Genomic DNA, 12,574 nt, shown 5'->3' on the forward strand with positions numbered 1-12,574 from the left:
ACCTTGAGGTCTGATGAGTGGGGCGGCTTAGGTGTTGTCTTACGTTATCGTACAACTTGCGCGATGACTAGCCCGGAATATGGAATTTTTCTGCGGCTGTGGATTGTTCAGGAGGCCCGTAGAGGATCGATGGCAGATTCGGCGGGGGTTGTAGAGGCGTTTAGCACGGGAGTGTTGTCGTATGACAATTGCACCAGTGCCCGCATTTCGCAGGCACTGGCGTCAAGGGGATCGTGTCAGGAAGGAAGTTCGACCAGCGGAATCTGCGTCTCATCCGCCGTGGCCTTCTTCTCCCGCCGCCCGCTCATCCAGTCGCCAACCTCGGCGGCGAACCCGGCAGGGGCTTTGCGCCCGACCTTGCGCGCCAGGTCGAGCACGGTCTGCTGGGCGAGAGCTTCTTCCATGCGTTTCTGCGCGGTGATCATCGCCGCATGCACGGCGCACGGGCCTTCGGTGGCCCAAGCGGGCGGTTCGCCGTCGAACAGGGCGCAGCGGCCGCGGATCTCGCGGCAGTCGAAAATCAGTTTGCGCCCGTCGATGGCGCCGACGATATCCAGCAGGGTGATTTCGTCAGCCGGGCGGGCCAGGCGAAAGCCGCCGCGTACGCCCTCGGTCGCCACTACCAGCTTGCTCTTGGCCAGCTTGGTGAAGATCTTCGCCAGATAGTCCTGCGGCACGCCCTGCAGCTCGGCCAGATCGCGCACGCTGGCATCGCGGCTTTCGCCGCCGTCACCCACCAGGAATATCAGGCAGTGAATGCCGTATTCGACCCCCGCACTGTAAAGCGACATCGCGTTATCTCCGACTGAACTGGTCGCAAATACTACCAGCCTGTGCCACTCGCCGGCAAAGCCGAAAGCGACCTTCCGTCAGCCCGAAAATATTTTCAGATGCCTGAATCCGCTTGGATCAAGGCGTCAGAGGGATTTTCCAGCTCCGGCGAGCAGGGCAGCGATGAACGGTAGCTTGTTTTTATTAACTACGATCAATAGAGTCGTAGTTGATAAATCGAATCCTTTCTCAAGCGGAGCACAACAATGCAACAGCACATCCTGATTCTCGGTGCCGGTTTTGGTGGCCTGTGGAGCGCCCTGAGCGCGACCCGCCTGCTGGATATCCATGGCCGCACGGACGTTACCGTGAGTGTCCTGGCGCCCCAGGCGGAACTGCGTGTCCGCCCGCGTTTCTACGAGGCCGATGTTGCCCGCGCCGTGGCGCCGCTGGGTGAGCTGTTCGAGGCGGTGGGCGTGCGTTTCATCCAGGGCTTCGCGCAGACCATCGATGTGGCCGGCAAGCGCGTCGAATACCGCGATGCCCAGGGCAATCTTGCGATCAGCCATTTCTACAAGCTGGTGCTCGCCACCGGCAGCGGCCTGGCGCGCCCGGACATGGCTGGTGTGGCTGAGCATGCATTCGATGTGGACCAGCTCGAAGAAGCGCTGCGTCTTGAAGAGCACCTGAAATCCCTGGCGCAACGCCCGGCGTCGGCAGCGCGCAATACCGTGGTGGTAGCCGGTGGGGGTTTCACCGGCATTGAAACCGCAGCCGAAATGCCGGCCCGCCTGCGTGCCGTGCTTGGCCAGGACGCGGAAGTGAAGGTGATCGTCGTTGACCGTGGCGAGGCCATTGGTGCGTCCCAAGGCGCCGAGATCGCCGCGTCCATTGCCCAGGCCAGCGCCGAGCTGGGTGTGGAGTGGCGACTGAAGGCGTCGGTGGAAGCCGTTGATGCCGAGGGCGTGACGCTGTCCGACGGCCAGCGCATCGAGGCTGCCACGGTAATCTGGACCACCGGCGTGCGTGCCAGCGACCTGACCGTGCAGATTACCGGCGAACGTGATCGCCAGGGCCGCTTGCATGTGGACGGCAACCTGAAAGTACTCGGCCAGCCCGATATCTACGCTGCGGGCGATACGGCCTACGCCGCCACCGACGACCTTGGCAACCACGCCCTGATGACCTGCCAGCATGCCATCCCGCTGGGCCGCCATGCCGGCAACAACGTCGCCGCCGATCTGCTCGGCGTGGCGCCGACGCCTTATCGCCAGCCCAAGTACGTCACCTGCCTGGACCTCGGTGCCTGGGGCGCGGTGTTTACCGAAGGCTGGGAGCGCGAAGTGAAGCTGGTGCGGGAGGAGGGCAAGCAGCTCAAGAGCCAGATCAACACCGTGTGGATCTATCCGCCGGTGGCGGACCGGGCTGTGGCGCTGGCGGCGGCGGATCCGCTGATTCCGATTGCGTGATGCACGCTATTGCGGCATGAGGATCTACACACGTTTTTGAAGGGTGGTGATTGCACAGCGTTTGTCGATGGATCTTCAGCGCTCTTGAAATCGAGCGCCGTCCGCACGGCGCATCGCCGGCAACGCCGGCTCCCACATTGCAACGTACCTACGCCTGTCAGGCCATGGTTGCTCGCCTTGTTTTTACGGCATGCTATCGCGCCGAGCACCAAAGGCTGGCAACGCCTATCTCGCAGGCCATGGCACGTTGCAGCAAATGTGGGAGCCGGCGTTGCCGGCGATGCGCCGTGCGGACGGCGCTCGATCTGGAGAGCGCTGAAGATCCCAAGGCATGCGCCCCGCAGCTCCAACGCGGTCTATCGGCAAGCACCTTGCAAAGGCTGTCTTACACCTTCAACGGATCTTCCCGATCCTCCCGTTCCTTGCGTGCCTGGGCCGGATCGGCCGCTTCCCGCTGCTGCTGGCTCAGCGATGCGCTCAGGTTCTGTGCCGCCATCGCCGCCTGCATCTGCGGCTCCGCCTGGCCCATGGACTTCAGCTCCGACTCATCCTTGATGCGCTGGGCGATCGCAAGATCGATCTTCTCTTTCTTCTCCGGCGGCAGTGCCTCGTAGTCTTCCTCGGTCAGGCCCAGTTCGCTGAGCATCTTGAGGCGGATCTTCTCGGCCGGCGACAGTGCCATGTAGTCACGGAACTGTTCGGCGGCGCTGGCGCCGGTGCTGCCGGTGGCAGACGCGCTGACGCCCGTGGTCTCGTCGTCACCGGAACTGCCGGTGTCGATGTTCTGCAGCGCCACCTTGAGCTTGGCGAACGCCTCGTCCTGGGCATCCTTTGCGTCCTGGTACGACGAATCGGACGCACTGTTCGCCGCGCTCGGGCGACTGACGGTGGATACCGTCGACGCCAGCGCCGTTTCCGACTGGTAAGCTTGCGTGTCGATGCCGGTAACGGCTGCGACGCTGCGGTGCTGGTTGGCGGCGACGTTCTGCCAGCCATGGCCATTGATGATGCTCACGGGATCATGCTCCTTGGTGGGGACACAGGTTCAGCGGTGCTATCGCAATAGCTGTGCCAGCCTGGCAAAGCCCGGCAAACCGGGGCTTGCGACCTGATCAGACGCTGCCGGGGCGGAAACCGCTTGCCGCTTGCGGCAACGCTGCGCGCTGCCCGGCGGCATTAAAGTTTGCCCACCCGGTGCCGATCCAGAGAGCACTACATCCGGGCAATGACCCGGACCCCATGCGGTTGGAGTTCTCTGCCGGACGGGCAGAGTGGCGTCGCCTTGCGTCCACTTCAATTCATGGCCCGCCGCGTCCGGTGGGCATCGGTCCTTATGAGGAAGAGGCACGTATGAATCTTTACATCAACCAGTTGCAGAAGAAGCCGGCATTCCGCGAGAACGTCTACGCGGGCGACATCTTCCTCGATACCAACCTGCGCAGTGCCCACGAACTGTGTGCGCTGGCCCGTCACAGCATCACCGAAGCCTTCGATGGCGAGACCGATCACCTGTCGCTGCACAAGCAGATGCCGGTGGAAACTTTCGTCGAGCACGTCACCCGGCTCAAGCGCAAGTTCACCAACGGCCCGCAAGCCAAGGCGCTGATCCGCGACTACATCCTCGAAATCGGCGCCGACCCGGACGACTACATCTTCGACGTGCCACGGGTGCGCGTGGTGCCCAACTACGACTACCTGCACGCCGGCGTCAGCTACGCCTACAAGGCGCACCGCGACACCTGGTACGGCAGCGTCGACTGCCAGCTCAACACCTGGATGCCGATCTACAGCATCGAGCCCGAGCAGACCATGATGATCAACCCGGCCTACTTCACCAAACCGGTGCAGAACTCTTCCCACACCTGGAGCCTGACCGACTGGATCAACAACCAGCGCCTCAAGGCCAAGGACAACATCACCGAGGAAGTCCGCGTCCACCCGGTGCCACTGGAAGAGATCGACAACAGTGCGGAGATCCGCGTGGCCGCCAACAGCGGCGAGATGCTGGTGTTTTCCGGTTCGCACCTGCACGGTACCGTGGCCAACCACACCGACCGCATCCGGTTCAGCGTGGACTTCCGCCTGATCCACCTGCAGGACCTGATTCAGAAGCGCGGTGCGCCGAACGTCGACAACGGCTGTTTCGACGTCGAGGCCGGCTTCAAAGACCTTTTCCATGCCAGCGACTTTTCGCAATTCCAGGGAGTTAATCCATGACCAAGCGTCGTCTGACTGCTGCCGAGGTCGAGTACAACGAAAAGCGCGCCAGCGTGCTGAGCCGCGTCGATGCCCAATACGTGGCCGACGCCCCCTTCGTCTTCGCCAACCGCATCGCCGTGACCGCGGCGCTGTCGCGGATCGAGCTGTTCAAGATGGTCCAGGACATTCCTGGCGCCATCGTCGAGTGCGGCGTCTACAAGGGCAATTCGTTGATGCTGTACATGCAGCTGTCGATGATTCTGGAGCCGTATGCGATCAACCGTTCGATCATCGGCTTCGACACCTTCCAGGGCTTTGCCAGCATCGATGAGAAGGAAGATCCGTCGGACATCAACGAAAGCATGTTCTCCGACACCGACGAGACCCTGATCCAGGACATGATCGAGGCCAACGACCTGATCCGTCCGGTCAACCGCATCCCGCGTTGCGAGATCGTCAAGGGCGACATCCTCGAAACCGTCCCGGCCTTCGTCAAGACCCGTCCGGACCTGGTGGTGGCGATGCTGATCCTCGACACCGACCTGTACTCGTCGACCAAGGTGGCGCTGGAAACCTTCCTGCCGTACATGCCCAAGGGCGCCATCGTGGTGCTGGACGAAGTCGCCTACCGCAACTTCCCTGGCGAAACCGCCGCCCTGCGCGACGTGCTGGACCTGAACAAGATCGAACTCAAGCGTCTGCCGTTCGATTCTTCGGTGGGTTACTTCCGGGTGTGAGGTCAGTTGCAAGCTGCAAGCTGCAAGCTGCAAGCCTCAAGCTGCAAGAAAAAGCGGAATCTCCATCGCCTTGTCTTGCAGCTTGAAGCCCTGAACACCTCTGCTTCGAAGCCAGCGTGGTACCACCCTGGCTTCAGGCCGCGGGGACAATCCGGATGTCCCCGCAGCTTCTACTTGCAGCTTGCAGCTTGTAGCTTGCAGCTGCCTCAAATGTGCAGGGCGTGCCCCAAGGCCCGCAGCGCCGCTTCCTGCACCGCCTCACCCAGCGTCGGGTGAGCATGGATGGTGCCCGCCACATCCTCCAGCCGCGCGCCCATCTCCAGTGACTGGGCGAACGCGGTCGACAGCTCCGACACGCCAACCCCCACCGCCTGCCAGCCGACGATCAGGTGATTGTCGCGACGCGCCACCACGCGCACGAAGCCGCTCTTCGACTCCAGGGTCATGGCCCGGCCATTGGCAGCGAACGGGAACTGCGCCACCAGGCAATCCAGGCCTTCTTCCTTCGCCGTCTCCGGGGTCTTGCCGGCCACCACCAGCTCCGGGTCGGTGAAGCACACCGCAGCGATGGCGGCGGGGGCAAAGGCGCGCTGCTTGCCGGCGATCAGCTCGGCGACCATCTCGCCCTGGGCCATCGCGCGGTGGGCCAGCATCGGCTCGCCGGTCAGGTCGCCAATGGCCCAGACGTTGCGCATGCTGGTCTGGCAACGCTCGTCGATGGCAATGGCCGCGCCGTTCATCTTCAGGTCCAGGGCTTCGAGGTTGAAGCCCTTGCTGCGCGGGCGCCGGCCAACTGCGACCAGCACCTGGTCGGTTTCCAGGCTCAGTTCGGCACCGTCCGGGGTGCGTACCCGCAGGCGGTTTTCGGCGGCGTCGAAGCCTTCGACGCTATGGCCCAGGTACAGCTTCACGCCCAGTTTCTTCAGCGATTCGGCCACCGGCTGGGTCAGCTCGGCGTCGTAGGTCGGCAGGATGCGTTCACGGGCTTCCACCACGCTGACCTCAACGCCCAGCTTGCGGTAGACGATGCCCAGTTCCAGGCCGATGTAGCCGCCGCCGACCACCGCCAGGCGCTTGGGCAGTGCCGTGGGCGACAGCGCCTCGGTGGAGGAAATCACCGGGCCGCCCAGCGGCAGCATCGGCAACTCGACGCTGCTGGAGCCGGTGGCGAGCAGCAGGTGCTCGCAGCGGATGCGCAGGTCCTGACCGTCGATTTCCACCAGTTTGCCGTCGATCACCCTGGCCCAGCCGTGGATCACCTTGACGTCGTTTTTCTTCAGCAGGGCTGCGACGCCGCTGGTCAGGCGATCGACAATGCCGTCCTTCCAGGCCACGCTCTGGCCGATGTCCAGGCTAGGCGGCGCAACCTTGATGCCAAGGTTGGAGTGCTGGCTGTGGGCCTGGGTCTGGTGGAACTGCTCGGCGACATGGATCAGCGCCTTGGACGGAATGCAGCCGATGTTCAGGCAGGTGCCGCCCAGCGCCTGGCCTTCCACCAATACGGTAGGAATGCCCAGTTGCCCGGCGCGGATCGCCGCAATGTAGCCGCCGGGGCCGCCGCCGATGATCAAAAGGGTTGTGTCCAGAGTCTGCATGCTCACTCTCACTCCACGAACAGGCTGGCGGGTTGTTCCAGCAGGCCGCGCACGGCCTGGATGAATTGCGCGGCGTCCATGCCGTCGACCACCCGGTGATCGAACGAGCTGGAGAGGTTCATCATTTTGCGGATGACGATCTGGCCGTTGACTACCATGGGCCGTTCGACGATGCGGTTGACGCCGACGATCGTCACTTCCGGGGTGTTGACCACCGGCGTACTGACGATGCCGCCCAAGGCGCCGAGGCTGGTCAGGGTGATGGTCGAGCCGGACAGTTCCTCGCGGCTGGCCTTGTTGTTGCGTGCTGCGTGCGCCAGGCGCACGATTTCGCTGGCGTTGGCCCACAGGCTGCCGGCTTCGGCGTGACGCAGTACCGGCACCATCAGGCCGTTGTCGCCCTGGGTGGCGATGCCCACATGCACGGCGCCATGGCGGGTGATGACCTGGCCTTCGTCGTCGTAGGTGGCGTTGATCTGCGGGAACTCGCGCAGCGCCACCACCATGGCCCGGACCAGGAACGGCAGCAGGGTCAGCTTGCCGCGGCTGTCACCCCATTTCCTGTTCAGGTGCACCCGCAGTTCTTCGAGGGCGGTGACATCGATTTCCTCGACGTAGCTGAAGTGGGCGACGCGGCGCTTGGCGTCCTGCATGCGCTGGGCGATCTTGCGGCGCAGGCCGATCACCGGGATCTGCTCGCTGTCTTCGCGCCTGGCATAGCCGCTCGGTGCTGCCTGGCCGCGGCTCGGCTGGGTAAGGAACGCATCGAGGTCTTCGTGCAGGATGCGCCCGGCCGGGCCGCTGCCGTGCACATAGCGCAATTCGATGCCGGCGTCCCAGGCACGCTTGCGCACGGCGGGCGAGGCCAGCGGACGTTCGTTGGCCTCGCGGGGAACGATCGGCGCGCTCTGTACGTTGCTCACTGCTGGGGCGGCCGCGGCGGGTACCGCAGGTGCAGCCTGGGTTTCCACCTTGGGCGCGGGAGCGGGTGTGTCTTCCACCACCGGAGCCGGTTTGCCAGCGCTTTCCTGATGGTTGCCGGCGCCTTCCACTTCGATGCGGATCAGCTCGCTGCCCACCGCCATGACCTCGCCGGGCTGGCCACCCAGGGCCAGGACCTTGCCGGACACCGGCGAGGGAATTTCCACCGTGGCCTTGTCGGTCATGACATCGGCCACGACCTGATCTTCGGTGACGGTGTCGCCGACCTTGACGAACCATTCCACCAGCTCAACCTGTGCGATGCCTTCGCCGATGTCCGGCATCTTGATGACGTGCGTGCCCATTCAGACCTCCATGACCCGTTTCAATGCCGCACCGACCCGCGAAGGGCCGGGGAAGTACGCCCATTCCTGCGCATGCGGGTAAGGGGTGTCCCAGCCGGTGACGCGCTCGATGGGCGCCTCCAGATGGTGGAAGCAATGCTCCTGCACCAGCGACACCAGTTCGGCGCCGAAGCCGCAGGTGCGGGTGGCCTCGTGAACGACCACGCAGCGGCCGGTCTTCTTCACCGACTCGACGATGGTTTCCAGATCCAGCGGCCACAGGCTGCGCAGGTCGATGACCTCGGCATCGACACCGGTTTCCTCGGCGGCGACCTGGGACACATAGACGGTAGTGCCGTAGGTCAGCACGGTGACATCGTTGCCGGGGCGGGTAATCGCTGCCTTGTCCAGCGGCACGCTGTAGTAACCGTCGGGCACGGCGCTGGCCGGGTGTTTCGACCAGGGCGTTACCGGGCGGTCGTGGTGGCCGTCGAACGGGCCGTTATACAGGCGCTTGGGTTCGAGGAAGATCACCGGGTCGTCGCACTCGATCGAAGCGATCAACAGGCCCTTGGCGTCGTAAGGGTTGGACGGCATCACCGTGCGCAGGCCGCAGACCTGGGTGAACATCGCTTCCGGGCTCTGGCTGTGGGTCTGGCCGCCGTAGATGCCGCCGCCGCAAGGCATGCGCAGGGTCAGCGGGGAGATGAACTCGCCGGCCGAGCGATAGCGCAGGCGGGCCATCTCCGAGACGATCTGGTCGGACGCCGGGTAGAAGTAGTCGGCGAACTGGATTTCCACCACCGGGCGAAGGCCGTAGGCGCCCATGCCCACCGCGGTGCCGACGATGCCGCTTTCCGAGATCGGGGCATCGAATACCCGCGACTTGCCGTACTTGGTCTGCAGGCCCTCGGTGCAGCGGAATACGCCGCCGAAGTAGCCGACGTCCTGGCCGTAGATGACCACGTTGTCATCGCGTTCGAGCATTATGTCCATGGCCGAGCGCAGGGCCTGGATCATGGTCATGGTGGTAGTCGCCATGGCGGTGTCCAACTGGATTGAAGTGTTGTGATCGTTCATGTCAGATCCCCAGTTCCTGGCGCTGCCGGCGCAGGTGCTCCGGCATCTCCTTGTAGACGTCCTCGAACATCGACGCCGGGCTCGGCATCTGTCCGCCGGCGAGGGTGCCGTACTGTTCGGCTTCCTTCTGTGCCTTGACGATCTCGGCTTCCAGTTCGGCGGTGACGGCCTGGTGTTCTTCTTCCGACCAGTGGCCGCTGGCGATCAGGTGCTGCTTCAGGCGGGCGATCGGGTCGCCCAGCGGGAAGTGGCTCCAGTCATCGGAAGGGCGGTACTTGGACGGATCGTCGGAGGTGGAGTGCGGGCCGGCGCGGTAGGTGACCCACTCGATCAGGGTCGGGCCGAAGCCGCGGCGGGCGCGTTCGGCAGCCCAGCGCGAGGCGGCGTAGACCGCGACGAAGTCGTTGCCGTCGACCCGCAGCGAAGCGATGCCGCAACCGACGCCACGACCGGCGAAGGTAGTGGCTTCACCACCGGCGATGGCCTGGAAGGTGGAGATTGCCCACTGGTTGTTGACCACGTTGAGGATCACCGGGGCGCGATAGACGTGGGCGAAGGTCAGGGCGGTGTGGAAGTCGGATTCGGCGGTGGCGCCGTCGCCGATCCAGGCCGAGGCGATCTTGGTATCGCCCTTGATCGCCGACGCCATCGCCCAGCCGACGGCCTGGACGAACTGGGTGGCGAGGTTGCCGCTGATGGTGAAGAAGCCGGCTTCGCGCACCGAATACATGATCGGCAACTGGCGCCCCTTGAGCGGATCGCGCTCGTTGGACAGCAACTGGCAGATCATCTCGGTCAGCGACACGTCGCGGGCCATCAGGATGCTTTGCTGGCGGTAGGTGGGGAAGCACATGTCGGTGCGGTTCAGGGCCATGGCCTGGGCCGCGCCGATGGCTTCCTCGCCGAGGCTCTGCATATAGAAGGACATCTTCTTCTGCCGCTGCGCGACCACCATGCGGCTGTCGAACAGCCGGGTCTTGAGCATCACGCGCATGCCTTGGCGCAGTACCTGCGGGTCGATGTCCTCGGCCCACGGGCCGGTGGCATTGCCCTGTTCGTCGAGCACCCGCACCAGGCTGTAGGCCAGGTCGGCAGTGTCGGACGGTTCCACGTCAATGGCGGGTTTACGGACCTTGCCGGCGTCGGTCAGCCGGAGGTAGGAGAAATCAGTCTGGCAGCCTGGCCGGCCGGTAGGCTCGGGCACATGCAGACGCAGGGGGGCGTACTCGTTCATGCTTTTTTACGCTCGCTCTGTCTTGTGTTTTTGTTGAGCTTCGAAGCGGTCGCTACTGAGACCCGGCTTGTGACCAGAGAGTCAGTCCTGACTACATGATATTCCGGCCCCCGAAGAATATTTTTCTGATGTTGATTGCCTTTGCCGGGGCGCGCGGATAAATATTCTGCAAAAGAACAAAAGGCAGGGAAATTTCTCTCATGCGCAAACTGGATCGTACCGACATCGGCATTCTCAACAGCCTTCAGGAAAATGCCCGCATCACCAACGCCGAGCTGGCCCGCTCGGTGAATTTGTCGCCCACACCCTGTTTCAACCGGGTCAAGGCGCTGGAGGACTCTGGAGTGATTCGCCAGCAGGTGACCCTGCTGGCGCCGGAGGTGCTGGGGCTGGACGTGAATGTGTTCATCCATGTCAGCCTGGAAAAACAGGTGGAGCAATCGCTGCACCGCTTCGAGGAAGAGATCGCCGAACGCCCGGAAGTGATGGAGTGCTACCTCATGACCGGCGACCCGGACTACCTGCTGCGGGTGCTGTTGCCGAGCATCCAGGCGCTGGAGCGGTTTCTCGATTACCTGACGCGGCTGCCGGGTGTGGCCAATATCCGCTCAAGCTTTGCCCTCAAGCAGGTGCGCTACAAGACTGCGCTGCCGTTACCGGCCAATGGGGTGACGTTGCGGGAGTCGCGTTAACCTGGAGGTAGTCCAGGCTGTGGGAGCCGGCTTGCCGGCGATTGCAATCTACAGGTGTAGAAAATCACGATCATCTGGCCACTTCTATGCTTGATATTTTTAACGCTCGCTGCCTATGTTGTGGAGGTCGCCGTTCACGGCATGCGAAAACAACAAGGATAGAGTCATGACGACCAATGACCAGCGCTCTCTCGCCGAGCGTTTGACGGGCATTGATGAAATCGAATGCGTCACGCCGGACCTCAATGGCGTGCCGCGCGGCAAGGTGATGACTGCCGAAGGCTTCCTCGAAGGCCGTCGGCTGCAACTGGCGCGGGGCGTGCTGTTGCAATGCATCATGGGCGGCTACCCGCCGGCGCGCTTCTACGGCAGCGATGACGGCGACCTGGCACTGGTGGCCGATCCCGCGCAGATCCACCGCCTGCCGTGGAGCGAACCTGCCCGGGCGCTGGCGATCTGCGATGCCGACGAACTGAGCGGCGAAGGCTCCGGACTTTCGACCCGGGTCCAGCTCAAGAACGTGATCGCCCGCTACGCTGCCCTCGGGCTTGCGCCGGTGGTGGCGACCGAACTGGAATTCTTCGTCTTCGCTCCCAATCCCGACCCGACCCAGCCGTTCCAGCCGCCGCTAGGGCTGGATGGGCGTCGCGAGGAGGGCCATTCGGCGTTCAGTGTCAGTTCCAACAATGGCCTTCGACCCTTCTTCCAGGAGGTCTACCGCTGCATGGCGGCGCTGGGGCTGCCCCGTGACACCTTCATGCACGAGATGGGCGTCAGCCAGTTCGAAATCAACCTTCTTCACGGCGACCCGCTGCTGCTGGCCGACCAGACGTTCCTGTTCAAGCACCTGCTCAAGGAAGTCGCCCTCAAGCACGGCGTGACCGTCGTGTGCATGGCCAAGCCGCTGGCCAGAACGCCTGGCAGCTCGATGCACATCCACCAGAGCGTGGTGCACATCGACAGCGGCAAGAACGCGTTCAGCGCTGCCGACGGCAAACCCACCGACATGTTCCATCACTTCATTGGCGGCCAGCAGGCGTGCATGGCCGACTTCACCGCCTTGTTCGCGCCCAACGTCAACTCCTACCAGCGCCTGTGCCATCCCTACGCGTCGCCGAACAACGCCTGCTGGTCCGAGGACAACCGCGCCGCCGGCCTGCGCATTCCGGCCAGTTCGCCCGTGGCGCGACGGGTCGAGAACCGTTTGCCGGGCGCCGATGCCAACCCTTATCTGGCCATCGCTGCCAGCCTCGCGGCCGGCCTGCATGGCATCGAACAGCGCCTGCAGCCGACCGCAGCTATCCAGGGCGAGTTCGAGGTGCCGGATCATCTGTCGCTGCCCTGCACCCTGCATGCGGCACTCGACCGTCTCAAGCGCAGCACCTTGGCGCGCGAGCTGTTCGGCAAGGAGTTCGTCGACGGCTACCACGCCACCAAGACCATGGAGCTGACCAGCTTCTTCGATGAAATCACGCCGTGGGAGCGTCGCGTACTGGCTGCCCAGGCCTGACCGTCGACGGCTTCACAAAACA

11 protein-coding genes are annotated in these 12,574 nt (G+C 63.8%); 5 read left to right on the forward strand and 6 right to left on the reverse strand.

The window, feature by feature from the left end; all coding sequences use genetic code 11:
* Positions 1-236 precede the first annotated feature (236 nt).
* Entirely contained in the window at positions 237-791 is a 555-nt protein-coding gene (locus tag AC05QJ_RS10270; RefSeq protein ID WP_476746749.1) for an RrF2 family transcriptional regulator, read from the reverse strand.
* A 246-nt stretch (positions 792-1,037) separates the two neighbouring features.
* Between AC05QJ_RS10270 and AC05QJ_RS10275 the strand changes: the two genes are divergently transcribed.
* Positions 1,038-2,240, forward strand: a complete 1,203-nt coding sequence (locus AC05QJ_RS10275) for an NAD(P)/FAD-dependent oxidoreductase (protein ID WP_476746750.1) — start codon at positions 1,038-1,040, stop codon at positions 2,238-2,240.
* A gap of 385 nt (positions 2,241-2,625) precedes the next feature.
* Here the strand turns inward: AC05QJ_RS10275 and AC05QJ_RS10280 are convergent, their stop codons facing one another.
* On the reverse strand, positions 2,626-3,255 hold the full coding sequence (locus AC05QJ_RS10280) for a hypothetical protein (protein WP_476746751.1): 630 nt from the start codon (positions 3,253-3,255) through the stop codon (positions 2,626-2,628).
* 335 nt (positions 3,256-3,590) lie between these two features.
* Here AC05QJ_RS10280 and AC05QJ_RS10285 point away from each other — a divergent pair, with 335 nt between their 5' ends.
* Both AC05QJ_RS10285 and AC05QJ_RS10290 read left to right on the forward strand, forming a co-directional pair.
* Complete coding sequence (locus AC05QJ_RS10285; RefSeq protein ID WP_476746752.1) at positions 3,591-4,457, forward strand: phytanoyl-CoA dioxygenase family protein; 867 nt, start codon at positions 3,591-3,593, stop codon at positions 4,455-4,457.
* The gene (locus AC05QJ_RS10290; RefSeq protein WP_476746753.1) at positions 4,454-5,176 is read left to right on the forward strand and encodes a TylF/MycF/NovP-related O-methyltransferase; all 723 of its coding nucleotides are present in this window, start codon (positions 4,454-4,456) and stop codon (positions 5,174-5,176) included. Before AC05QJ_RS10285 ends, AC05QJ_RS10290 begins: the two co-directional genes overlap by 4 nt.
* A gap of 206 nt (positions 5,177-5,382) precedes the next feature.
* On the opposite strand, the gene lpdA is transcribed toward AC05QJ_RS10290, so the two are convergent.
* The 4 genes from lpdA to AC05QJ_RS10310 are packed head-to-tail and all read right to left on the reverse strand — an operon-like array spanning position 5,383 to position 10,350.
* On the reverse strand, positions 5,383-6,771 hold the full coding sequence (gene lpdA / locus AC05QJ_RS10295) for a dihydrolipoyl dehydrogenase (protein WP_476747907.1): 1,389 nt from the start codon (positions 6,769-6,771) through the stop codon (positions 5,383-5,385).
* A gap of 8 nt (positions 6,772-6,779) precedes the next feature.
* Entirely contained in the window at positions 6,780-8,057 is a 1,278-nt protein-coding gene (locus AC05QJ_RS10300) for a dihydrolipoamide acetyltransferase family protein (RefSeq protein ID WP_476746754.1), read from the reverse strand.
* Positions 8,058-9,116 (reverse strand): alpha-ketoacid dehydrogenase subunit beta, encoded by a 1,059-nt coding sequence (locus tag AC05QJ_RS10305; RefSeq protein WP_476746755.1) that lies wholly within the window; start codon positions 9,114-9,116, stop codon positions 8,058-8,060.
* A gap of 1 nt (position 9,117) precedes the next feature.
* Positions 9,118-10,350 carry a thiamine pyrophosphate-dependent enzyme gene (locus AC05QJ_RS10310; protein ID WP_476746756.1) on the reverse strand — a complete coding sequence of 411 codons (1,233 nt, stop codon included), beginning with the start codon at positions 10,348-10,350 and terminating at the stop codon, positions 9,118-9,120.
* A 200-nt stretch (positions 10,351-10,550) separates the two neighbouring features.
* Here AC05QJ_RS10310 and bkdR point away from each other — a divergent pair, with 200 nt between their 5' ends.
* Together bkdR and AC05QJ_RS10320 are read left to right on the forward strand one after the other, a co-directional pair.
* Positions 10,551-11,042, forward strand: coding sequence for a Bkd operon transcriptional regulator BkdR (gene bkdR / locus AC05QJ_RS10315; protein ID WP_476746757.1), 492 nt, complete (start codon positions 10,551-10,553; stop codon positions 11,040-11,042).
* A gap of 268 nt (positions 11,043-11,310) precedes the next feature.
* A complete protein-coding gene (locus AC05QJ_RS10320; RefSeq protein WP_476747908.1) occupies positions 11,311-12,552 on the forward strand; it encodes a glutamine synthetase family protein in 1,242 nt (413 codons plus the stop codon).
* Positions 12,553-12,574 lie beyond the last annotated feature (22 nt).

The organism is Pseudomonas sp. TUM25319 (assembly GCF_056388475.1).